General features: G+C 61.4%; 20 protein-coding genes, 1 tRNA gene and 1 pseudogene. 13 read left to right on the top strand and 9 right to left on the bottom strand.

What is annotated here, in order from left to right; all coding sequences use genetic code 11:
* The first annotated feature begins 23 nt into the window (after positions 1-23).
* From ECTOBSL9_RS06505 to ECTOBSL9_RS16455, 4 genes are all read left to right on the top strand, one after another.
* Positions 24-1,139: a hypothetical protein gene (locus tag ECTOBSL9_RS06505; RefSeq protein ID WP_156500059.1), complete on the top strand. Its 1,116-nt coding sequence runs from the start codon at positions 24-26 to the stop codon at positions 1,137-1,139.
* Positions 1,136-2,905, top strand: a complete 1,770-nt coding sequence (locus ECTOBSL9_RS06500) for a carbamoyltransferase C-terminal domain-containing protein (protein WP_063464383.1) — start codon at positions 1,136-1,138, stop codon at positions 2,903-2,905. The genes ECTOBSL9_RS06505 and ECTOBSL9_RS06500 overlap by 4 nt, the downstream gene beginning before the upstream one ends.
* An 80-nt stretch (positions 2,906-2,985) precedes the next feature.
* A complete protein-coding gene (locus ECTOBSL9_RS06495; protein ID WP_168161539.1) occupies positions 2,986-4,227 on the top strand; it encodes an ATPase domain-containing protein in 1,242 nt (413 codons plus the stop codon).
* Entirely contained in the window at positions 4,220-5,515 is a 1,296-nt protein-coding gene (locus ECTOBSL9_RS16455) for a hypothetical protein (RefSeq protein ID WP_082829778.1), read from the top strand. The genes ECTOBSL9_RS06495 and ECTOBSL9_RS16455 overlap by 8 nt, the downstream gene beginning before the upstream one ends.
* On the opposite strand, the gene ECTOBSL9_RS16910 is transcribed toward ECTOBSL9_RS16455, so the two are convergent.
* From ECTOBSL9_RS16910 to amrB, 7 genes and pseudogenes are all read right to left on the bottom strand, one after another.
* Positions 5,423-6,145 carry a helix-turn-helix domain-containing protein gene (locus ECTOBSL9_RS16910; RefSeq protein WP_156500058.1) on the bottom strand — a complete coding sequence of 241 codons (723 nt, stop codon included), beginning with the start codon at positions 6,143-6,145 and terminating at the stop codon, positions 5,423-5,425. The two genes, ECTOBSL9_RS16455 and ECTOBSL9_RS16910, sit on opposite strands and share 93 nt — an antisense overlap.
* Entirely contained in the window at positions 6,142-6,639 is a 498-nt protein-coding gene (locus tag ECTOBSL9_RS06485) for a transposase (RefSeq protein ID WP_063464381.1), read from the bottom strand. Before ECTOBSL9_RS06485 ends, ECTOBSL9_RS16910 begins: the two co-directional genes overlap by 4 nt.
* A gap of 234 nt (positions 6,640-6,873) precedes the next feature.
* On the bottom strand, positions 6,874-8,127 hold the full coding sequence (locus ECTOBSL9_RS06480; RefSeq protein ID WP_063465985.1) for an IS256 family transposase: 1,254 nt from the start codon (positions 8,125-8,127) through the stop codon (positions 6,874-6,876).
* A 38-nt stretch (positions 8,128-8,165) separates the two neighbouring features.
* On the bottom strand, positions 8,166-9,410 hold the full coding sequence (gene ltrA / locus ECTOBSL9_RS06475) for a group II intron reverse transcriptase/maturase (protein WP_240481109.1): 1,245 nt from the start codon (positions 9,408-9,410) through the stop codon (positions 8,166-8,168).
* A gap of 887 nt (positions 9,411-10,297) precedes the next feature.
* Positions 10,298-10,374 (bottom strand) — tRNA-Arg (locus ECTOBSL9_RS06470).
* A 147-nt stretch (positions 10,375-10,521) separates the two neighbouring features.
* On the bottom strand, positions 10,522-11,094 hold the full coding sequence (gene amrA, locus ECTOBSL9_RS06465; protein ID WP_063464379.1) for an AmmeMemoRadiSam system protein A: 573 nt from the start codon (positions 11,092-11,094) through the stop codon (positions 10,522-10,524).
* A pseudogene (gene amrB, locus ECTOBSL9_RS06460) lies at positions 11,081-11,880 on the bottom strand (AmmeMemoRadiSam system protein B). Before amrB ends, amrA begins: the two are co-directional and overlap by 14 nt.
* Positions 11,881-12,318: 438 nt before the next feature.
* Between amrB and amrS the strand changes: the two are divergent.
* Positions 12,319-13,356, top strand: a complete 1,038-nt coding sequence (gene amrS, locus ECTOBSL9_RS06455; RefSeq protein ID WP_063464378.1) for an AmmeMemoRadiSam system radical SAM enzyme — start codon at positions 12,319-12,321, stop codon at positions 13,354-13,356.
* An 85-nt stretch (positions 13,357-13,441) separates the two neighbouring features.
* Here the strand turns inward: amrS and ECTOBSL9_RS06450 are convergent, their stop codons facing one another.
* Positions 13,442-14,200: a YdcF family protein gene (locus tag ECTOBSL9_RS06450; protein WP_063464377.1), complete on the bottom strand. Its 759-nt coding sequence runs from the start codon at positions 14,198-14,200 to the stop codon at positions 13,442-13,444.
* Positions 14,201-14,324: 124 nt separating this feature from the next.
* On the opposite strand from ECTOBSL9_RS06450, the gene ECTOBSL9_RS06445 reads away from it, so the two are divergent.
* The 8 genes from ECTOBSL9_RS06445 (at position 14,325) to ECTOBSL9_RS06410 (ending at position 22,157) form a co-directional block, all read left to right on the top strand.
* Positions 14,325-15,284, top strand: coding sequence for a patatin-like phospholipase family protein (locus ECTOBSL9_RS06445; protein ID WP_063464376.1), 960 nt, complete (start codon positions 14,325-14,327; stop codon positions 15,282-15,284).
* A complete protein-coding gene (locus ECTOBSL9_RS06440) occupies positions 15,281-16,180 on the top strand; it encodes a hypothetical protein (protein WP_063464375.1) in 900 nt (299 codons plus the stop codon). Before ECTOBSL9_RS06445 ends, ECTOBSL9_RS06440 begins: the two co-directional genes overlap by 4 nt.
* Positions 16,181-16,239: 59 nt before the next feature.
* Positions 16,240-16,482: a BolA family protein gene (locus ECTOBSL9_RS06435; protein ID WP_063464374.1), complete on the top strand. Its 243-nt coding sequence runs from the start codon at positions 16,240-16,242 to the stop codon at positions 16,480-16,482.
* A gap of 41 nt (positions 16,483-16,523) precedes the next feature.
* Complete coding sequence (locus ECTOBSL9_RS06430) at positions 16,524-17,798, top strand: O-acetylhomoserine aminocarboxypropyltransferase/cysteine synthase family protein (RefSeq protein ID WP_063464373.1); 1,275 nt, start codon at positions 16,524-16,526, stop codon at positions 17,796-17,798.
* 72 nt (positions 17,799-17,870) lie between these two features.
* On the top strand, positions 17,871-19,094 hold the full coding sequence (locus tag ECTOBSL9_RS06425) for an HDOD domain-containing protein (RefSeq protein ID WP_063464372.1): 1,224 nt from the start codon (positions 17,871-17,873) through the stop codon (positions 19,092-19,094).
* Positions 19,087-20,331 carry an HDOD domain-containing protein gene (locus ECTOBSL9_RS06420; RefSeq protein ID WP_063464371.1) on the top strand — a complete coding sequence of 415 codons (1,245 nt, stop codon included), beginning with the start codon at positions 19,087-19,089 and terminating at the stop codon, positions 20,329-20,331. Before ECTOBSL9_RS06425 ends, ECTOBSL9_RS06420 begins: the two co-directional genes overlap by 8 nt.
* 114 nt (positions 20,332-20,445) lie before the next feature.
* Positions 20,446-21,411 carry a lipoyl synthase gene (gene lipA / locus ECTOBSL9_RS06415; protein WP_063464370.1) on the top strand — a complete coding sequence of 322 codons (966 nt, stop codon included), beginning with the start codon at positions 20,446-20,448 and terminating at the stop codon, positions 21,409-21,411.
* Positions 21,412-21,416: 5 nt separating this feature from the next.
* A complete protein-coding gene (locus ECTOBSL9_RS06410) occupies positions 21,417-22,157 on the top strand; it encodes a molybdopterin-synthase adenylyltransferase MoeB (RefSeq protein WP_063464369.1) in 741 nt (246 codons plus the stop codon).
* A 36-nt stretch (positions 22,158-22,193) separates the two neighbouring features.
* Here the strand turns inward: ECTOBSL9_RS06410 and gatB are convergent, their stop codons facing one another.
* Positions 22,194-23,627: an Asp-tRNA(Asn)/Glu-tRNA(Gln) amidotransferase subunit GatB gene (gatB, locus tag ECTOBSL9_RS06405; protein ID WP_063464368.1), complete on the bottom strand. Its 1,434-nt coding sequence runs from the start codon at positions 23,625-23,627 to the stop codon at positions 22,194-22,196.
* Positions 23,628-23,671: the final 44 nt, after the last annotated feature.

Below are 23,671 nucleotides of genomic sequence, written 5' to 3'. Positions count from 1 at the left end.
AAGAGCGATGGGGTAAGATGGCAATGGAAAACGGCAACGTAACTGAATCCAAAACCGGATCAGCTAATGCAAAGGAGCCACCACCCGGGATTCGTCCGACCATGCCGGGTTTGGTGGCCGATGGACGCTGCCTCCCGAGCGGCCACGCCTATATCATCCGTTCAAGTCTCCGCATCACCGAGCTTTACCCCTTGCTCGGCGAGATTCTCTTCGGCACCCGGGCAATAAACAAATCAGAGGATTTGTTATCGAGTGAGACTGACCGGAAAAGTGGGACCAACCTGATTGCAATGTTCATTGATGACGAACGCAGTAACCTGCTCCAAGCGCTTGGCGCAGAAGGAAGCAATTCAATCCAGATGGCGGGTGATTTTGTAGGAAAGGTACGACGTCAGTCGTTACCAGGCGCCTACCTCCCGGAACTTGCTTACTGGCTCGATACATATGGTGAGTTCCCAGAAAACGAGCAGCCATGCATCTTGTTTTCTGACGAAAATCAAAGTGAAGGTCGGAATTATAATACCTCTCCCAAGTGGTGGTCCCAATCCATCATCGGAGCAGGGAACCCGATGCGGACCTACCGGTTCTTCCGCCAAGCCGGGCAGGCGAAAACCAACGACGACTTAAACGTCTTCCTGCTGCATTCGCTAAGCAATCTATATCGCAATCTCGGGCTAGCGGAGACTGCTGCGCTATTGAAGACGATGTTGCAGGATATCTGGACACAGGACGAGAGACAGAGTGGGAACAGCGATATGCGTGTTGCCGATCAAGATGGCCTATTCTTCGCAGTTTTGCAGGAAGGGGTCATGGAGCCCGCCCAAGCCAGCTATCTGGAATCATTCTTCGATGGGATCATCGTGCTGACACCGTATCATTACGGCGGTTTGCGGATTCCCCGGTTGCATGTCGAAGCCTTGCCCCGTGAGGCGGAATTGCCGGGGGCTCGACTGTATCTGCCGATCTGGCAGTTCAATTATCTGCGCGATAAGGGTAATCAGGATATACAAAGTCTGGAAAGGGAGACTAGGGGCGAATTAGCAAAGGAATCGGCACAAGGTTGTTTCGTCACGACCTTTCCGTTGCCAAGGATGTCGATGCAGAAAACGGATAGTACAAGTTCGTGTGCTGCCCCATGAGTCAGCCTCAGTACATCCTGGGAATCAATTGTGCCTACCATGAGTCCGCTGCAGCGCTGATCGCGGATGGCGAGCTTGTGATGTCGGTGGAAGAGGAACGCCTCGGCGGCCCCAAGCATGGCAAGGTGGTGCGCGTAGATAACGCGGATGAACTACCCTGGCGAGCGATCAATGCATGTTTGGATGCCGCCCGAATTGACTGGGCCTCGATCACTGCCGTTGCCTATTCCCTGGATCCTCATTTGCGCCAAAGTCATGCCTGTCTGGGCACGGATGGAATCCCCGACTGCTTCGGACACCCGGAGGGCGAGGCACTTTTTCAACAGAGTTTGGCCAGAGTTCCTGATGAGCTACCATTGGGCGAGCGTACGGACTTCGTGTTTGTGCCCCACCACGAAGCTCACGGGTGGTATGCGATGGGAACGTCGACATTCGACGAAGCGGCGATCTTGGTGATGGACGGCATTGGCGAGGGTGCCACGGTGTCCATCGGCTGGGGTGATCGGCGGTCGCTGCATCTTGACGCACAGTCCTTTTTCCCGGACTCCCTGGGCCTGGCGTGGGAAAAAGTGGCACGGTTCCTTGACCTCACCGAATACGATGCATCCAAAGTGATGGCGCTCGCTGGATTGGCGCAAGGGGCTGGTACGGATGCGGACCACGCGGTACATAGCCATCTTGCCGATGCCCTGCAGGTACGCGATGGCCGACTGATCGTGGATCAGGACATCTTTCGCCTCGAATATCCCGACGACTTCGCGGGGCTTCGGCGGCGGTTCGGACGCCAGACGCGTTCGCAGGGCCCCTCCATTGCCCACGCCATTCAGCACGCCACGGAGACCGTGCTTTTAGAGCTTGGACAGGAAATCCGACAACGATATGGTTCGGTTAATCTTGCCTACGGTGGCGGGGTGGCGCTGAATTGTCGAGCAAACGAAAAGCTCGCGCGATCTGGGCTGTTTCGGAGCATCCATGCCGGACCCGCGTCACACGACGCGGGCACCGCACTGGGTGCAGCATGGCAGGTTCATACACAACTTTGCCAACGGCCCGTACCACAGCAAGACGCTGCCCTTGTTGTGTTCAGTGGTCCCAGACTGCATGCGGAAGCACCGCACACGGATGCATATCGGCAAAATGGGCTGAGCAGCGCTAAGTCAGTGGTACAACGTCTGCTCGCTGGTGATTGCGCGCCCTGGGCTATCGGGCGCTGCGAGTTCGGCCCCCGCGCCCTAGGGGCACGTTCGCTCCTTGGTCCCTCGTGGGATAGGGATATCGTACAGCGGATCAACCGCCTTAAGGGGCGGTATGCTTACGAGCCGGTTGCGTTATCCGTATTGGCCGAACGTGCAGATGAGATGTTCGATATTCCCGATTCCGCGCGCTCTCTGGTACGGACCATGTTGGTGACTGTGAGTCCGCGCGCCATCTGGCAACAACGGTTAGCGCACCTGTTGCACAAAGATGGCAGTGTCCGCCTGCAAGTAGTGCATGCCCACCTACAGCCGGAGTTTCACGAATTACTGAGACGATTGGACATGGCCACTGGCTGGCCTCTAGTCGTGAACACATCGCTTAATCTGCGGGGAGAGCCAATGTCAGCCACCCAAGCCGGGGTGGATCGAACCATCCTTCGACTGGGACTGAACACGGATTCGGTGAAGGGGTTCCGGCTCGTCAGCCCCCGGGCTGGGTTCGAATCCGGTGATTGCCATACGCAGGCCACATCGACGGCAGGCGTTGCAGTCGCTACATCCGTTTCATAAGTCAAAATGCGAAACTGAACGAATGGAAGTAGACTATGGTAGATGGTAGGCAGTCCTGCGGCATTCCAAAAGGGAACACGGTGGCCATTGTTGGTGATCCGGGTACCGGTAAAACCATGCTGCTCCTTTCGTTCTTTCAACGCGCCCGGCTGGTAAACAATGCACTCAGGCTGGCTTCCCAGGGCCAAGGTGGCTCGCCTGAGGACTGGCAATGGGAAGCTTTTGATCGCCTCTTTCAGCCTCAGGGACAAATGCGTGGAGCGGGAAGTGAGTATGGCAAGGATATGTACGGAATACGAACCGAGCAAAACGACGAGAACGGACACTCTAGATACTTGCGCATCTTTGTGTCGCTGGAAAACCCGTTTTCGCGGATGTTGGAACATCATGGGGCGATGCTCGAATCCACCGTTGATCCGACGGATGGACCTCACAACGGCAGAGGAAAAGGCGCTGTTGGTTCCGATGACGATGTTTATGTGTTCATTGATGCCACCTCACTGCTCAGTGGGCGACTGGAGGATATGCTGAGATATCCGAGGCTTGACAAAGATAACGAAGAAGGTACGGACGCGCGGCCTAACCCTCGACAGCGGGAACTACACCTCGCGTCTTGCGGTGCACAAAACCAAGACCCGAGCCGCTGCTGGTATGCCCATGAAGAAAACGGAGCCGCCCTCTCCCTCGAAGATCTGTTGCAGAACCCCGATGATTTCTTTGTTAAACCGAGGGATTCCGAGTCATCTCGAGAAGTGGGTCGGCCGCGCCTGATTACCCTTATCACACCGCCTGTGGCGGACCCATCGGAGCGGGTCCGTCTGCTTAAGGATCTCTTGGCAATGCTTTTGGCTACTTTCCGGGAATGGCCCCAGCGTGTTTTGGCCTTGGATTCCCTCAGTGCATTGTTGCATCCTTGTGCACAACTACAGGCAGTTTCCGGTAATTCGGTCCCTTCGCCCGCCGCTGGAGGTATCCTTGGGGAAGCGTCGCCACGGCGTTTGCATATGCTGAATCTGGTGCGCTGGTTGGAGGAACAGCAGGTAACTACAATGATGGCGTGTGAAGCGCGTAGGACGGAGCATAACACTCTGCGCGGGCATCCCCTGTTTCTTGGGACCGAGGAGCGCTACCTCGCCTCGGGGGTAATTCAGCTCGACTACCATCGTTACCCAAGTGGTGACCTCATGCGCTACATGCGAGTGCTGAAGATGCGCGGTGCGGCGCATGATATGCGTGGTCATGCGTATGATTTATCCAAAAATGGACTCGCCTGGCTAGAGGTTTTGTTCGGAGAGGCTCAACACGGAGGCTTACATGACTAAGGAACCATATACCGCGATAGTGGTGGGTGCCGGTTGCTCCGTCGGCTTGGGTGTGCCGCCCATGCCGGCTTTCATGGACAAGGTATACGAAACCCTAGCAAACAAAGAGGGAGAGAAACACCTACTGAACATCAGGCAGTTCTTACAAACAATTAAGCCATCGGGAGCCTATGTGCGCACCCAGATGCTCAACATTGAGGAACTCTACGGCATGGTCGACCTCGCGGTTGATCTTGAGGCAGCTGGAACGGCTCCCCGGAAAAACGAACAGCCCTCTTCTCGGGACGATGAGTTCGGGCTCGCACCGGACCCCATGGAAAGTTTGGCGCGAGATGCGCGCGAGGCGCTGAATAGAGCGATTTTCCGCATAGCAATAAACGCCGGTTCAGATTTCCAATCGCATCCCAAACGTTTTCCCGGTGTGAATTGTTTGGATATGGTGAAGCGCGAAAGCTCGACGGAGACCATTCGAGCCTGGGATCAGGGTTCTTCATATACCAACCTGCTTGCTTACCTTTGCCTAGCGTCTCATAAGGACTCCGACGAAAGTCGTCCTCTTTTCATTCAGTTCAATTGGGATCTGGCCCTGGATCGTGCGCTCTGTTATCTAAATTTATGGGATGATGGTCAAAAGATTCCTCCTTGGTATCGGGATTCAAGTGATGATTTTTATGTGTCCACACCTCGTGTCGCACGACCGCATGGTGGGCTATGTTGGGTCGATACCGAACGGTCGGAAAATAAACACAATTGTCAGGATTTGGAACGTGTGGAGGCGGAATTAAACGAAGAAAATTGTGAGCGATTGCGGTACGAAAAGGGCAAACATAAATGGAACACGGATGTATGGATTGATTCGGCGCAGATACTTACGGCAGAGCGATCAACTACGACGTGGTCCGACGGAAAAATGATGGCCATCGTCCCACCGACATGGCGCAAACAGTCCACGAAAGCTGCGTATCAGGACCAATGGAGTTTCATTCTTCGGGGGTTGCGCAATGTTCGACGGATTGTGTTCATCGGGTACTCCTTACCTCAATCCGATCTCTACTTTCGTCACTTCCTGGCCCTTGCACTTGCGAAGAATGACTATAGTCCCAAGATCTACGTGTGGAACCCCGGGATAAGAACGAATCCTGAGGTGCGCGATAGCTACCTCGACCTTTTCGCCCCCCTTGCCCGTGAGGGCAGATTATTCGCGATCGATGGGTACTTCGGCAACCCTGCTCTTTTCGACCTGGAGCGGGCCTTGAATACGGCCGAGCCACTGAGCGCTCAGGGGTGAATGTACGCGGTAGGTTTCAGCTCGAGGATCTCGGCGTACCGTTGGGGTATCCTCATCCTGGGACCGGTGAACTCCGCGCCCCTCGATATGGCCCCATGCATTAATCCGGATGACCTTGCGGCTGAAGACGTCCAGGATCATGATCAGGTAGTAGAACGTCCCCCGGGCTGGGCCTGGCAGCCAGGTGCAGTCCCAGACCCAAAGCCGATTAGGTGCATGGGCCTGATGCGTGGTCGGTGGCTTGCTGCGGCGGGGGGCCTTGGCACGCCCCCGGTGAGCCACCTGGCCGTGACGGCGCAGCACCCGGTAGAACGTGGACACCGAGGCCAGATAGCGATCTTCCTCGTCCAGCAAGCGCACCAGGATCTGATCCGGTGGCAGGGACGCGTACTCGGGCCGATTGCATACGTCCAGGATCGCTTGCTCTTCCTCAGGACTCAGGGCATTGGCCGGCCTTGGCCGATCCGCGAAAGGGCGGCGATCCTCCCCCAGGTTGTCCTGCGCGGTCCAGCGTTGGTAGGTGCGGGCACAGATACCGGCCACCTCGCAGGCGGGTGTCAGCCTTGCCCCCTTGGCCCGGGCCTGATCGATCAACTCAACGGTTTTGCGGCGATCTGCGGTGCTGATCATTTTTCCTCGTCCCCCCAGATCGCGGCGGCCTTTTTTGACAGTGTCAGCAGTGCCGCTGTCTCCGCCAACGCGGCCTCCTTGCGTCTGAGCTCCCGTTCCAGCTCACGAACGCGGGCCTTGTGGTCCTTGAGTTCCTGGGCTTCACGGCGGCGGTCCTGGCTCGCCAAGCCGGCTGCCTGTTCACAGTCGTGGCGCCACACCTGTAACTGCTCCGGATACAAACCCCGGGAACGGCAATACTCCGCCACCTCCTGGGCGTTCATCCCGGCTGTCTCCACCACTGCGGAGAACTTGTCCTTGGATGACCAAGCTTCAGTACCGGCCCCGGTGGCCTGGGGAAGACAGCGGCCTTGTTCTCGGGCCTCCTTGCGCCACTTGTACACCGTGGCAATGGAAACCCCTTCCTGCTCCGCCACCTCCCGGGGCGAGAGGTTGTACGGGGGCAATAGCTTGGCTACTGCGGCTTCTCTGCGTTCGTCAGGATATCGCGGCATCTTGGGCGCTCCTCTCTCGCCCCCAGGGTGTTTTAAATACTCTATCAAACCGGACGGTCGAGTCGGCCGAGGGAACTGCCCCCTCGGCCGCTCACAGAACCCGGCGTGAGCCTCTCGACTCACCGGGCTCTTGTTGCTCCAACCACAAACTCGCCGCGGCCGCTCCAGTGAGCAAACAGCGATGGGGAGCGACGCTTCTGTCGATGAGTTATTGTCAAATCTGGTGTACGGCGGTCAGGCGGCCTTCCTGTCTGACTGATCGATTACTTGCTCTCCGTCCTGGAACTTGACGTTGTTGACGACCAGTTCCAGTTTCTGGAAATGCTTGATGCGTCTCCAGCGCTTCTGGGCACTCTGGAGCAGCTTGAATACCATCGCCAATGTCGTCGCCCGGGATCCGCAGCTCCGGCTGCGCTTGGTCCGCAGGCGAACCGTGGAGAACGTCGATTCCACCGGGTTGGTGGTTCGGATGTGCACCCAATGCTCCGCAGGGTAATCGTAAAATGCCAGCAGCTCATCCCGATCCTTTGCCAGGCAGGCCATCGCCTTGGGGTACTTGGCCTCGAAGCGTTTCAGGGTGCGATCAAAGGCCTGGTGAGCCATTTCTCGGGTCTGCGCCATCCAGATTTCCTGGAGATCGGACTTGACCTTGGGCTGCACCGACTTGGGCAGCTTGTTGAGCACATTCGCTGTCTTGTGGACCCAGCAGCGCTGATGGTCCGTCTGTGGATAGATCTTGCTCAGCGCTGCCCAGAACCCCATGGCACCGTCGCCCACAGCCAACTTGGGGCCGGTGGTGAGGCCGCGCTCCCGCAAGTGGGTCAGCAGCGCCTCCCAGCTATCCGCCGACTCACGGAAGCCATCCTCGACAGCCACCAGCTCCTTGCGGCCATGCTCCGTGACCCCGATGATCACCAGCAGGCACAAGCGGTCATCCATGCGCACCTTGCTGTAGATGCCGTCAGCCCACCAGTAGACGTAGCGGCGGTCTGACAGGTCCTGCTGCCGCCACGCTGTGTGCTCATCCTCCCACTGCTTCTTGAGCCGTGAAACCGTGTTGGCCGAGAGCCCCTTGGCCTTCTCACCCAGCAATGCCCTCAGGGCCTCCTGGTAGTCCCCGGTGGAGACCCCCTTCAGGTAGAGCCAGGGGATCAACTCCTCAACGCTGCGAGCCCGCTTCAGGTAGGGCGGCAGCAGACTGCTGTTGAAGCAGGCGCCACCGCCACTGCGGTCACGCACCTTGGGCACCTGGACGCTGACATCACCGATCCCGGTCTGCACCGTGCGCTCGGGCAGGTAGCCATTGCGAACCACCGCCTGGCGCCCATCGTCGAGGCGCTGCTCGGCATGCTGCGCCAGGAAAGTGGCCAGTTCGGCCTCGACCGCCTGGGCAATCAGGTCGCGGGCACCCTGGCGCAGCAGCTCGTGCAGCGGATCCGTGGCCTGCGGTTCTGGTTGTGAAACAGCTTGAAGGGTAGACTTGGTCATGGCGTATCCGCTTTTGTTGATTGAGATCTTGGTCGTGATCAATCAACAGGATACGCCACCTTCACTTCCTTCCCCCATACACCAGATCTGAGCTTAACTCTCTGTCGATCCAGCCATGCGTAAGCGCGAGTTTTATGCCCTCGCAGGCGCTTGTATTTCCGCATTGCCCAGCGAACGATCAGGAAGTCAACGTAGTCGGCCAGGGTCTGGAACTCCGAACCCCGATAGCGGCAGTAGTACCGCATCCATCCACGCAGGCGAGGTGCCGTCCAGTCAGCCAGTGCTTGAAGATCATGGTGGCTGTACCGGAACACCCCACTGTCACGCAATCGTTGGCGCATCGCTTTTAGGGCCGTCCGGCTCACCGCCGGAGTAAAGCCCGTCTTCAACGTGCCATCGCGTAACCTGATCCGCCGCGGCCTGAACGTGTAGCCAAGGAAGTCAAACTGAATAACCGGATACGTTCCCGGTCGCTTGCTGTCCTTGCAGTAGACCACCCGGGTCTTGTCCGGGTGAAGTTCAAGCCCGCAGCTTTGCAGCCGAGACGACAGATGCTCGCGCATCTGAAGTGCCTCGGCCTCGCTGTGACAGTGCAAGATGCCATCATCGGCGTAGCGACAAAACTCGATCTCCGGATGATGCGCGGCCAACCAGTGATCCAGCGCATAGTGCAGGAACAGGTTGGCGAGCAACGGTGATAGCGGCCCACCCTGCGGTGTGCCGACCGTTCTCTCGATCACTGTTCCATCGGCACGCTGCATCGGCGCGGTCAGCCAACGCTCCACATGGAGGAGAATCCATCGCTCCTGACAATGATGACGAAGGGCCCGCAGTAGCAGTGCATGATCGATGTTGTCAAACAATCCGCGGATGTCGTACTCCAGCACCCAGTCACGGCGCCAGCAGCGCTGGCGAGTCACTGCGAGTGCATCATGGGCCGAGCGACTCGGCCGGTACCCATAGGAGTCCGGGTGAAACACCCGCTCCAGATCGGGTTCCAGGGCCAAGACGACGGCGGTCTGGGCGATCCGATCGCTGACGGTCGGCACACCCAGCATCCGCTCCCCACCGGACTTCTTGGGGATGGGGACCGCTTTGACCGCAGGCGGGAAATAACTGCCTGAGGACAACCGGTTCCAGATCCGGTAGAGATTGCCATTTCGGTTTTCATCAAACTGCTCGATGGAAACCGCATCGACCCCCGCTGCGCCGCGGTTGGCCTTCACGCGGCGATAGGCTTCCCATATCAGCCGCTTTGGAATCACAAACGGTTTTGCCGACATCAAGGGCTCATCCTCCAGAATCGGAGTTGACCATCGGGTCGACCAGAACAACCCGGCCCCTTTGCTCCGCAGCCATTACAGCCGCCTCATCGCTCATACGGGCCGGTCCGTCCTCAAGTCGTACATCGGTACTCAGTGCCTTGTTTTGTGTCACTTGGCAGTCTCCCTTGGCATCACGACTTGAGTTCCCGCAGTTCCGCCGAAGCGCCCAGATCGAGATCACGCCACTTCTATGCCGGACACCACCCACCCAGTCAGCAGGCTTCCGGTGGATTTGTCCCGAGGGTAAATGTCGCCCCCGGTTTTGATGTCGCCTAATCATTTTCGACACGTCAACAGTGATTCGTTTGCACTCGTCTTCTCGATCCATACCTGACACACCACGTGGATGTGCCTTCTCCCCCGACGCTCACGACAACGGTCTTCAACCAATGCCGCTCGAGGGTGGTTTGGAGCCGGTCCCTGCAGACAGACTCCGGCGGGTCGGTTCCGCCATCACTTCGGCAGCTTCTCATGCTGCCCGGTCAGCTCTCACCAACCGAAACCGCATTGCTGCGGCACACACACTTATCCTGACAGGGGGGGGGGTGGGGGATACCTGCTGGTTTGGGAATATCCGATAGGGGTTATCGGATTTAGGGCGCGCGCCCAGATGCGGCTAAGACTCAATGCCCGCCCCCCATGAGGATCCTTCTTTTCGCCCACGGGCACACCCAGGGCACATTCCGGGCACACGCCCAAAACGGGTCATTTCGGAAAAAGGAGGCCTTGACTCGCTGAGTGATGGCCGCAAACAGGCCAAAAACGAGTGCTGGCAGGCGTGGGTAGCACTCATCGGCCATTTCGGCGCCGATGGAGAGGCTGTAAGCCTTTGATTTAAGGGGATATGGCGCGCCCGGCAGGATTCGAACCTGCGACCCCTGCCTTCGGAGGGCAGTACTCTATCCAGCTGAGCTACGGGCGCATAACGGAGATACTAGCATATCCCACGGGCTGGCTTGGTAGCGGGCCGATGGGAGGGCGGAGAATAGCCCAAATGGGGCGGCGCGCCAAGGGGCGTAGCACAGGCTGCAGCGCCCACTGGCCATGGGCGTGCGGTGGCCGCGGCCCATCAGGCGTTTGCTGGCTCTTCCAGCACCGCTACCGTGTAGCGCCACAGCCTCAGGGAATTCGACCAGTGGCGCTGCGGCAGGCCGGCCTTCTGGCGCAGGGCGGCCATGAAGGTGACGGGATCGGGCAGTTGCTCCCATACGGCGGGCAGGAAGGTGGACCGGTGGGGGCCGTCATGGAGGATCACGCCGTCCACGCCAGGGCGCAAGGTCTGCAGCAGTTCGGCCTCACCTTCCACCTGCAGCAGCTCGGCAGGCCCGAGGATGGAGATGGATAGATGGATCTCATCGGCCTGGGAGGCGGGCAAGGGCGGAAACCGGGGGTCACGAAAGGCCGCCGCCCAGGCGTTGTGGGCCACATCTTCCACCAGGGGGCGCTGCGCCTCCAGGCTGCCGATGCAACCCCGCAGGGCGGCCTGATGATGCAGGGTGACGAAGGTGGCCGCCGGTGCTACCAGGCGTTCCGAAAGCGTCTCGCGGGGCGTGCAGTCTTCCGGCTGCGCGCCCCCCAGGGCACGGCGGGCCACTTGGAACAGCAGGCGGTGCTCCATCGCGTCCAGATCAACTGAAGGCATAGGCACCGTAGCCCACCACCTGCTCGCGGGGCCCGGCCGTATCCCCCGAGCTGCGCAGATCCAGCGTCTCGCCCCTGAGCCCGTGCCGTCGTGCATTGATCAGCAACCCCTGCACCGGCACGTAGCCGCAGGCATGGCCGGGCTGGATCTCCTCGGCCTTCAGCTGGCGTATGGCATTCGATGTGCGGGTGTCCACCTCCCGGGCGGTGTCGTAGTCCAGGTAGTGGCTGAGGTCGGAGCTGATCACCACCAGGGTGTCGTCACCGCCCCAGACATCTTCCAGGGCACTGGCCACTTCTTCTCCCGTGGCACTCCCCACCACCAAGGGGACCAGGGTGAAGTCGTCCAGCAGCATCTGCAGGAAGGGCAGTTGCACCTCCAGGCTGTGCTCGTTGCGGTGCGGGTCGTCGAAGCGGAACACGGTGGGGGATTTCACCGCCTTCTCGATGCTGTCCTGATCCACGGGCACCGTGCCCAGGGAGGTCTGGAAGCCATCCACACTGGGGGCTGCGATTCCGTAAAAACCCACCCGGTGGGCCGGGCCGATCAGCACCACACGCTTGATCTGAGCGGCCCGTTCGGGTGTGAGGGTGGCGTAGGCGCGACCAGCCACACCCCCGGAATAGATGTATCCCGCATGGGGGGCGATCAGGGCCTTGGGCGCGGGGTGGGAAGCTGGGGTCTCCTCCCCCCTTCGTCGAGATAGGCCTGCACCGAGGCCCTCAGGACATCGGCTTCGGCGGGGTAGAACTGCCCCGCCACTGCGGGGTGTCTGATGGTATCCACGGCGATTCCTCCAATAGGGTGGCTGGATATCCGCCCTCAATGGCTTCACCGCCGGATACTTTGTGTATCTCTCATGATGGCTGGACCGCACATTTCAAAAGCCGATGCAGCCATGCCCCTCTGGGGGTGCGATCACTGCCGGCAATACGGGCAGCGACGGAGGGTGGATATCAAGATTGTGTTGAGCATGTCATATCACAGCTGTGTGACAGGTTCTTGACGGAAAAGATTCCGCAGCATTCAAGCGCCCGCAGGCGCTCTGAACGAAATCCACTTGATCTGTAGTATAGATGCTCCACCACATTCTTGACCTGTGAACTTGTTCCCAATGCAAGCATCGAATTGGCGATAAGGAAAAATAAAACAGCCGTCCGATCAAGGGACATGGGAGACATCACTTTCACTTTGTTTCATATCTTTTTGTAAAGTAAAAATCACATGCGGATCACGCCGGAAACACCCACCTTCCCCACCCGCCACTGGCATGCCCTGGACGACGGTCGCCTGCAGTGCGATGTGTGCCCCCGGGCCTGCAAACTGCGCGAGGGGCAGCGGGGGCTGTGTTTCGTGCGTGGGCGCAGTGACGATCAGGTGGTGCTCACCACCTATGGCCGCGCCATCGGCTTTCGGGCCGACCCCATCGAGAAAAAGCCCCTTTATCACTTTTTGCCGGGCAGTCGCACCCTCTCCTTCGGGACCGCCGGGTGCAACCTGGCCTGCAAGTTCTGCCAGAACTGGGACATGAGCAAGTCAAGGGAGATGGACATCATGCAGGCCCGGGCCACGCCGGAGGAACTGGCCCAGGCAGCCCGGGACCAGGGTTGTGCCAGTGTGGCCTTTACCTACAACGATCCGGTGATTTTCATGGAATACGCCATCGACACCGCCCGGGCCTGCCGCGAGGTGGGGGTGCGCAGCGTGGCGGTGACCGCGGGCTATATCAGCCCCGGGGCGCGGGAGGATTTTTTCGCCCCCATGGATGCGGTGAATGTGGACCTGAAGGCCTTTGACGAGGGCTTTTACTGGGACCTGTGCGGTGGCCATCTGGAGCCGGTACTGGACACCCTGCGCTACCTGCGCCATGAGACCGATATCTGGCTGGAGCTGACCACCCTGCTCATCCCCGGTCGCAATGACGACGATGAACAACTACAGGCGATGACGCGCTGGGTGGTGAATGAACTGGGGCCGGATGTGCCCATGCATTTCAGCGCCTTTCACCCGGACTGGCGCATGACCGACCTGCCCCGCACGCCCCTGGCCACCCTGCAACGGGCGCGACGCATTGCCCGGGACAATGGGGTGCAGCATGCGTATATCGGGAATGTGCATGATGTGGAGGGTAGTACGACCTGGTGTTGCGGGTGTGGGGCGGCGCTGATTCGTCGGGATGGCTACCGCATCAGCGTCGATCGCTTGGGAGCCAGCGGGGAATGTCCGGGGTGTGGTGCGCGGTGCTCTGGTGACTTTTCTTGAGGTGCATGGATGGGGACAGATTAAAATCTGTCCCCGTTGTGCCGGGAGGAATGGGGACAGATTTTAATCTGTCCCCATGCAGACTTCAGCGGTACCGGAAGTACTGGTACCACACCAACCCCAGGTATTCATGCAAGGCGAACCGGGTGCGGGCCATGGCGTTGGCCTGGGGGATCAGTCCGCGCAGGTCAAAGGCCTCGTCAGGGTCGGGTTGACGTTCGAAGGTGGGCACGGCGGTGATCCGAAGGTCTGTTTTTTCAAAGCACCAGCGGGCGCGGGGGATGTGCAGCGCCTGGGTGACCAGCAGGGCGTGAGTCACTCCACCCTCGGCCAGGCGCTCGGCGCTGTAGAGGGCATTCTCGCAGGTGTTGCGGCTTTCATCCTCCACCCAGCGCACGGGCACGCCGAATTCGTTCTCCAGCAGGCTGACGATCAGCTCCGCTTCGCTCAGGGGCTCATCGCCGCCCACGCGCCCACCGCTTACCAGGATGGGCAATCCGGTCTCCCGATGCACCCAGGCACCGTAGCGGGCCCGCTTGAGGGAATAGCGGTTCACGGTATCCTCGCCGCCGTACTCCAGGGCATTGGGACGGCGGCCACCGGCCAGGATGACGATGGCCTGGGCATCGCCGGCAGCGGCCTCGGATAACGGCACGGCCCCCGACCGGGCTTCAAGCCCATGGATCAATGCGTAGGAAACGGTCGGCAGTGAGGCCACGTAAAGCACCCCCAGCCCGAGCCAGATCGCCAGCCGCCCCAACCGGCGGCGCCAGAGCAGCAGGCCCAGCAGGATCAGGACGAGCCCGCCGGCGGGCGGCATGATGAACAGTTCCAGTGTCGTCATGGTCTGAACATTACAACATCCGGAACATCAACGCGGCACTGCCAGACCTTCACCCCATGGGATTGCACCGGCGCGCCATCTGCGTTGTCATGTCCCTGCACTGCAACACACGCGAGCAAAATTGATGAATGAGATCAACCCTGTCAGACGTCGCGCCCTGAAAGCCCTGCTGGCGGGCTCGCTGCTGCCGGCGCTGGGGCCGGTGGGAGCGCTGGCCGCCAGTGATAACGGCACGGGCGATGCCCCACGCATCGGCCTGGCACTGGGCAGTGGCGGCGCCCGGGGCGTTGCCCATGTGCTGGTGTTTGAACTGCTGGAAGAAATGGGCCTGCGACCCCATCGCATCGCCGGGACCAGCATCGGCGCCATCATGGGCTCGCTGTACGCCTCGGGCATGAGCGCCAAGGAGGTGCGGGGGGTGATGGAAGCACTCATCCTCGACGACGAAGACAACAACTGGTTCGAGGACCTGTTCAACGGCAGCTGGACCCGGTGGATCGAATTCATCGAACCGTTCGGCGGCAAGGGTGGCCTGCTGCGCTCCAAGGCCTTTGTGGAGCATCTGGCCAAGGCCACCGGGGTGAATTCCTTCGAGGAATTGAAGATCCCCCTCAAGGTGGTGGCCACCGATTACTGGGACCGCTCCCAGGCAGTGTTCGAAGAAGGACCTTTGTGGCCGGCCATTCAGGCCAGCATGGCCATGCCGGGGCTGTTCCATCCGGTGGCGCACAACGGGCGTGTGCTGGTGGATGGCGGCCTGACCAACCCCGTGCCCTACGACCTGCTACTGGATGACTGCGACCTGGTGATTGCCGTGAACGTGCTGGGCACGCGCCAGCCCGACGAGGATGGAAAAATGGACACGCCCTCGTACTTCGACAACAGCTTCAACACCTTCCAGATCATGCAGTTCTCCATCCTGCAGGAAAAGATGCGCCACCAGCCGCCGGATTTTCTGGTCACACCCAAGATCCATGATGTGCGGGTGATGGAGTTCAACCGCTACCAGGACATCCTGGAGCAGTCCCGCCCGGCCATCGAGTCCTTGCGCGAGGATCTGAAGGCGCGGCTGGCCGAGGGATGACAGGCCGTTCGGTGATGGAATCCTTCAGGCAGCGACTGGCGGAGCATGGCTTCGTCGCCAACGAGAATTACGAATACCCGGTTCAGTGTTTCCTCTCGGCCCGGGTGGATCACCTGCGCTGCCTGAACATCGAGGGCACCCAGGGCCGGCGGCGGACCGCCTTTGGGTATGCCCTGGGGCACACCCTGGGGCATGAGCACATCCTGTATCACGAATACATGCCACCCCCCTCGCCCGAGCCTGTGCGCATCACCCCGGACTGGAACGAGGAGGCCACCGGCGAGCCACCCATCGACCCGGTGGACCGGGTGCTGGGTGAGGCCTGCGCCCTGAGCGAGGGCGAACCCGCAGTGCTCATCCTGGATCGTCTGCACCGGGCGCCCTTTGCCGAGCACCTGCGCCTGGCGGAGTTCATCCATCATGGGCTTTGGCATTATGGTGACGTGACCCTCAAGGCCCACCGCCGCAATCTGCTGGTGTTTCTCATCTCCGATGAGCCGCTGTATCACACCCTGCAGCAGATGAGCTTTCGCATCTGGGTGGACCCGGACATGGACGAGCCCCCCGAGATCACCCCGGCGGCCCTGGGCCTCCCTCCTCAGTCCGGCCCCATGCTGAAGGCCCTGCAGGCGATCTTTTCTGACCTGGGCACGGCCCCTACCCCGCTGGAGTATCAGCGCCTGATCCACGACATCCATGTGAACGTGAACACCCTGGAGGACTTGCGCCTGTCCATCTTCGGCTGGGTGGAACACGTGGACCGCAAACACCTGATGTCTGCCCTCATGCGCCGCACCCTGGAGCGGCACATGCCGGTCATCGAGGCCTATGTCTCGGGCACATCCCATCCCACCTCTGCCTGGCCTGCGGACCATGACGAGGGCGCCACGCCATGACGCGCGGCACCGGTATCCGCTATGATCACCCCATTGAATTCACACCATGAAAACAGCCCATGACGCCCGACCAGGTCAAGACACTCATTGAAACGGGGCTACCCGATGCTCAGGTCTCCGTCACCGGCGGCGAAGGCCATTTCGAGGCCCGGGTGATCAGCGAGGCCTTTGCGGGCCAGTCGCGCATCAAGCGCCACCAGATGGTCAACGCCACCGTGATGAACGAGATCACCAGTGGCACGCTGCACGCCCTGTCCATACGCACCTTCACGCCGGAAGAAGCCGACAAGAACGCCTCCTGATCATGCCGGTGCCGCCTTCCTAGCCTTCACGGAATCACACGATGAAATTCGAGACCCTCGCCGTTCACGCCGGCTTCAGCCCCGACCCCACCACCAAGGCCGTGGCAACCCCGATTTACCAGACCACGTCCTACGCCTTTGACGACACCCAGCACGGCGCCGACCTGTTCGACCTGAAGGTGCAGGGCAACATCTACACGCGCATCATGAACCCCACCACGGATGTGCTGGAAAAGCGCGTCACGGCGCTGGAAGGCGGCGTGGGTGCCCTGGGTCTGGCCTCGGGCATGGCGGCGGTGACGTATTCCATCATGACCCTGGCCCAGGCGGGCCACAACATCGTCACCACCAGCACCCTCTACGGCGGCACCTACAACCTGTTCGCCCACACCCTGCCCCGTTATGGCATAGAGGTGCGCTTTGCTGCCCCTGGCGACATCGACGGCATGCGCGCCCTGATGGATGACAACACCCGGGCGGTATTCTGCGAGACCATCGGCAACCCCGCCGGTAATGTGGCGGACATCGAGGCCCTGGCCAACCTGGCCCACGAGCATGGTGTGCCGCTGATCGCCGACAACACCGTGCCCACCCCTTATCTGTGCCGTCCCTTCGAGTTCGGTGCCGATATCGTGGTGCATGCACTGACCAAATACATGGGCGGCCATGGCACCACCATTGCCGGCGCCATCGTCGACTCGGGTGAATTCCCCTGGGCAGAGCACAAGGAGAAGTTCCCGGGGCTGTGCGAGCCCGACCCGTCCTATCATGGGGTGGTGTACACCGAGGCCCTGGGCGCCGCCGCCTATATCGGTCGTGCCCGTGTGGTGCCGCTGCGCAACATGGGCGCCGCCCTGTCGCCCTTCAATAGCTTCCTGATCATGCAGGGCATCGAGACCCTGCCGGTGCGCATGGACCGTCACTGCGACAACGCCCTGAAGGTGGCCCAGTTCCTCAAGGATCACCCCAAGGTGAACTGGGTGCGCTTCGCCGGCCTGGAGGATCACCCGGATCACCACCTGGCCCAGAAATACATGAAGGGTCGCGCCGCCAGCATCCTGTCGTTCGGCATCAAGGGGGGCATCGAGGCCGGTGCCCGGTTCATCGATGCCCTGCAACTGGCGGTGCGTCTGGTGAACATCGGCGATGCCAAGACCCTCGCCTGCCACCCGGCCAGCACCACGCATCGGCAGTTGTCCCCGGAGGAGCTGGAACGGGCCGGTGTGGCCGAGGACATGGTGCGCCTGTCCATTGGACTGGAGCACGTGGATGATATCCTTGAGGATCTGGATCAGGCCCTGGCGGCGGCTGGCTGAATGCTCTGCCCGCCCCTTGGGGCGCCTCGCATGACAGACCCATGCCCATGAAGAAGACCAGGATCTCCCACCATGCCCGCCGCCGTTGACGTCAAGGACCTGAGCGCACTGACGCCCATCAAGGAGTTATCCGAAGAGGGGCTCAGGCGCCTGCTGGGGCAGGTGGAGACCGCCAGGCTACCGGCGGGCCGCAAGCTGCATGCCAGCGATGAGCGGGAGAATGCCATCTACCTGCTGGATGGCCTGATCTCCCTGGTCTGCCGGGGCAACCCCACCCGGGTGGAAGGGGGGGCGGATCGCGCACGTCTGCCCCTGTTCAGCGACCGCGTGCAGGGGGAGTTTGCCCTGGCCGAGACGCCCTCCACCCTGCTCAAGGTGAACAAGCAGGCGTTCTCCGACCTGCTCAACCAGGAACGCACCTCCGGCTTCGAGGTGGTGGATACCGAGGCCACGGCGGAGGAAGGGGCCATCCTGCAACAGCTCTATCTGGCCACCGCCCAGAAGAAGCTGGAATTGCCCCCCATGCCTGAAGTGGCCATGCGCATCCAGAAGATGGCCGACGACCCCAGTGTGGGCGTGAACGAGATCACTCAGGTGGTGCAGATGGATCCGGCCGTGGCAGGCGCCCTGCTCCATGCCACCAACAGCCCCCTGTATCGCACAGCCAAGCAGATCAGCAATATCCGGGACGCCGTGGTCCGGCTGGGCTTCAATACCACCAAGACCCTGGCCTTCAACCTGGCCATGCGCCAGACCTTCCAGAGCGACTCCAGTCTGGTCCGGGAGCGCATTCACCAGGTGTGGGAACACAGTGTGAACGTCTCGGCCATTGCCTATGTACTGGCCAGGCACCTGCGGGGCTTCGATCCGGACCGGGCCCTGCTGGCCGGGCTGATGCATCGCATTGGCGCCGTTCCCATCCTGAACTTCATCGGCAAGAATCGCCTGGAACTGAGCCCCGAGGCCATGGAAGAGGCCGTCAACAAGCTCAATGCCCTGGCGGGCGTGCTGGTGATGAATTACTGGGGCATGGATGACGAACTCATTGCCGTGGTGGAGCAGGCCGATCAGTGGATGCGGGATGAAGGGCCCAAGGCCGACTATTGCGACCTGGTGATCGTCTCCCAGCTGCTCGCGCTGCGTGATACCCCCAAGGGCCAGGCCCTGCCACGCACCGATGAGGTGCCCGCCTTCGCCAAACTGGAACTCGGCCCCCTGGACGAGGACCTGAACCTGGAGGTGCTCAAGGAGGCCGAGGGAGAGTTGCAGATGATCCGGCAGGTGCTCCATGGTTGATCCGGTCGATACCGCCACACTCGAAAAGCTGGCCTATCTGAACGAGCTGGAGCCAGCCGCCCTGGAACAACTGGCCAGAAAGACCCAGAAACTGCCCATGAAGGCCGGCACCAAGATACAGGCCGGGGACCAGGCCCGCTGGATGCTCTACCTGCTGGAAGGCAAGATGAGCCTCTTCTCCGATGGGCAGCCGCTGGTCATGGAGGCCTTCAGTCGCCGGGCCCAGCAACCCATCTTTGGCGCCAGCCGCCTCCAGGAATATGCCGTCGCCCTCTCTCAATGCCAGGTACTGCGGGTGGATCGCAACCTGTTCGACACCCTGAGCCAGCAGCAGAGCGAGGCCGGCTACGAGATCGAGGAAACCACCCTCACCGATGTGGAGAGCGAGGTTTTCTCCAGCCTCTATCAGCGCATTGTCACAGGCCAGCTGACCCTGCCGGCGCTACCGGAGGTGGCCACCAAGATCCAGTCGGCCATCAACGATCCCAGGATAGATTCCACCCGCCTGTCCCGCATCGTGCAAATGGATATGGCCGTGACCGGGGGGCTTATCAAGGCGGCCAATAGCGCGCTGTATGGGGGCGCGGCCCCGGTGCCCAACGTCCGCGACGCCATCACCCGCCTGGGGCACGCCGCAACCCGTCAACTGGTCATCAGTATCGCCATGAAGCAGGTCTTCAAGACCTCGGTTCGGGGATTTCAGCGACGCATGCTGGAACTATGGGATCGCAGCGTGAGGGTGTCGGCCCTGAGCTTTGTACTGGCACGCCACGGCACCCGCTTTGACCCGGAGCATGCCCTGCTGGCCGGCCTGCTGCACCAGGTGGGCATGGTGCCGCTACTGGACTACCTGGGCCAGAATCACCCCACCATGGAGGATCATGAGATCGACGCGATTCTCAAACGCCTGCACCCGCTGGTGGGGGAACTGGTGATCAACGACTGGGGCCTGGGCCCGGATATGAGCACCGTGGTGAGGGAGGTGAATCAATTCGAGCGCAATGGCAGTGCGCCACCGGATTATTGCGATGTGGTGCTCGTGGCGCATCTCTATGCGCTCACCCACACCCGCAAGGGGCAGCCCGTGGCCAATGTTCCCCGTTATGACCAGGTGCCTGCCTACGGGAAGCTGGGCCTGGAGCCCCCCAACGACGAAATGAAGCTGGATCTGTTCGAGGAGGCAGAACAGGAGATCCGTCAGGTGATGGACATGCTCAAGGGCCCGTCCCCGGCCTGAATCCCCCCACCTGATCCGGGGGCATGTCCGCGCCTTGCGCCCGGGCTGTTAGAATGAGGCATGAAACCCCGGCCGCAAGCCCCACAAGGCCCGGGCACTGCACAGGATTCCCCCATGAACGACACCACCAAGCGCCCCGTTCGGGGCGAGAAACTGCGCGCCGCTGACAAGGTGGCCCGCATCCCCGTGAAGATCACCCCCACCGAGCGTCCGCCGCGCAAACCCGCGTGGATCCGTGCCCGGGCCCAGGGCAGCCCGGAGGTGCAGCGCCTCAAGCGGGTGCTGCGCGACAGCCATCTGCACACCGTATGCGAGGAGGCCGCCTGCCCCAACCTGGGTGAATGCTTCGGGCATGGCACGGCCACTTTCATCATCATGGGCGACATCTGCACCCGCCGCTGCCCCTTCTGCGATGTGGCCCACGGCCGGCCCAACCCGCTGGATCCCGAGGAGCCGGAAAACCTGGCGCGCACGGTTCAGGCCATGGGCCTGCGCTATGTGGTGATCACTTCGGTGGATCGGGACGACCTGCGCGATGGCGGTGCCGGCCACTTCGTGGAGTGCACGGTGCGCACCCGCGCATTGAGCCCGGATATCCGCATCGAGGTACTGGTTCCGGATTTTCGTGGCCGCATGGACCTGGCCCTGGACACCCTGGAGAAGGGCCTGCCGGACGTATTCAATCATAATATGGAAACGGTGCCCCGGCTGTATCGCCAGGCCCGTCCCGGGGCTGACTACGCCTGGTCGCTGGAACTGCTGCGGGCCTTCAAGGCACGCCATCCCCACATCCCCACCAAGTCGGGCCTGATGCTGGGGCTGGGGGAGGAGATGGATGAGGTGGAGGCCACCCTCAAGGACCTTCGGGACCACGATTGCGAGATGCTCACCCTGGGGCAGTACCTGCAGCCCTCACGGCATCATCTGCCGGTGAGCCGGTTCGTCACCCCCGAGGAATTCGATCACCTGGCCCAGGTGGCCTATGACCTGGGCTTTCGCCAGGTGGCCAGCGGCCCCATGGTGCGCTCCTCCTACCACGCCGACCAGCAGGCGGCCGCCTATGCCCAGAAGCAGGACTGAGCGCCATGGATGACCAGGCCCTGTTGCGCTACAGCCGCCAGATCCTCCTGCCTCAGGTGAGCATCGAGGGACAGGAGCGCCTGGCTGCCGCTCACGTTCTGGTCATTGGTGTGGGGGGGCTGGGCAGTCCGGTAGCCATGTATCTGGCTGCCGCCGGTGTGGGTCATCTCACCCTGGTGGATTTCGATACGGTGGACCTGTCCAACCTGCAGCGCCAGATCATCCACACCACCGACCGCATCGGCCAACCCAAGGTGCACTCGGCCCGCCAGACCCTGAAGGGCATCAATCCCACGGTGCGGATCGACTGTATCGAGCAGGCCCTGGAGGGCCCGGCGCTGGAGGATGCCATGGGCAGGGCCGACCTGGTCATGGACTGCACGGACAACTTCGCCACGCGCTTCACCGTCAACCGGGCCAGCGTGGCCACGGGCACGCCGCTGATCTCGGCAGCGGTGATTCGCATGGAGGGCCAGATCACGGTGTTCGAGCCTGGCAATCCCGACAGCCCCTGTTATCAGTGCCTGTACGGTGAGGGCGAGGAGACGGGAGAGACCTGTTCCGAGAATGGGGTACTGGCCAGCCTGCCCGGCGTCATGGGTACGCTGCAGGCCACCGAGGCCCTGAAGTGGCTGGTGGGGTTGCCGACGCTGACGGGGCGCTTGTTGCTGCTGGATGCCATGGGCATGGAGTGGCGCAGCATCCGGGTGCGGAAGGACCCGGGGTGCCCGGTGTGTGGAGCTTGACCCCTCTCCAGCCAGCGGGAGAGGGGCTCCATATCCCTACAGCTTCTTCTTCAGCAACTCATTGACCTGCGCCGGGTTGGCCTTGCCACCCGTCTGCTTCATCACCTGGCCCACGAAGAAGCCGAAGAGCTTGTCCTTGCCGCTGCGATACTGTTCCAGCTGCTTGGGGTTGTCGGCGATCACCTGATCGATCACCTGCTCGATGGCGCCGGTGTCCGTGATCTGCTTGAGGCCCTTGGCCTCGATCACCGTGTCGGCGTCGCCCTCGCCGGCCCACATGGCCTCGAAGACCTCCTTGGCGATCTTGCCGGAGATGGTGTTGTCCTGAATGCGCGCCAGCAGTCCCCCCAGGGCCTGGGCGGACACCGGGCTGTTGCCGATCTCGCGACCATCCCGGTTCAGGGCACCGGAGAGTTCGCCCATCACCCAGTTGGCGGCCATCTTGGCCTGGCCGGCATCGACCTGCTCCACCACCGCCTCGAAGTAGTCGGCCATGTCCCGGCTGGTGGTCAGCGTGGCCGCATCGTAGGCCGACAGCCCGTAGTGCGTCATGAAGCGGTGTTTCTTCTCGTCCGGCAGCTCCGGCAACTCCGCCCGTATCTGTTCGATAAAGGTGCTGTCGATATCCAGCGGCAACAGGTCGGGATCGGGGAAATACCGATAATCGTTGGCCTCTTCCTTGGAGCGCATGGAACGGGTCTCGCCCTTGTCCGGGTCGAACAGGCGGGTTTCCTGAACCACGGCGCCGCCGCCTTCCAGCACATCGATCTGGCGCTCCACCTCGAACTCGATGGCCTTCTCCAGAAAACGGAAGGAGTTGAGGTTCTTGATCTCGGTACGGGTGCCGAACTTCTCGGTCCCCCGGCGGCGCACCGACACGTTGGCGTCACAGCGGAAGGAGCCTTCCTGCATGTTGCCATCGCAGATGCCCAGATAGCGCACCAGTGAGTGCATCTTCTTCATGTAGGCCACCGCCTCCCGGGCCGAGCGCATGTCCGGCTCGGAGACAATCTCCAGCAGCGGGGTGCCGGCCCGGTTCAGGTCGATCCCGGTCATGCCGTGGAAGTCCTCATGCAGGCTCTTGCCCGCATCCTCCTCCAGGTGGGCCCGGGTGACGCCGATGGTCCTGGTCTCGCCATCCTCCAGCTCGATCTCCAGATGGCCCCGGCCCACCACCGGCAGCTCGTACTGGGAGATCTGGTAGCCCTTGGGCAGGTCGGGATAGAAGTAGTTCTTGCGGGCAAACACCGAACGGGGCGTGATCTGGGCATCGATGGCCAGGCCCAGCTTCACGGCCATGGCCACCGCCTTCTCGTTGAGCACCGGCAACACGCCCGGCAGGCCCAGATCCACGGCACAGGCCTGGGTGTTGGGCTCCGCTCCGTAGGCCGTGGATGCCCCGGAGAAGATCTTCGACCTGGTGGACAACTGGGCATGAATTTCCAGCCCGATGACCGTTTCCCATTCCATACAGTGATCCTGATGTTTGACGTAAGACGGGGAATGATTGGCGG

The organism is Ectothiorhodospira sp. BSL-9 (assembly GCF_001632845.1).
Taxonomy (GTDB): Bacteria; Pseudomonadota; Gammaproteobacteria; order Ectothiorhodospirales; family Ectothiorhodospiraceae; genus Ectothiorhodospira.
The sequence above is the reverse complement of the archived record's forward strand: the minus strand, read 5'-3'. Positions and strand labels throughout refer to the sequence as shown.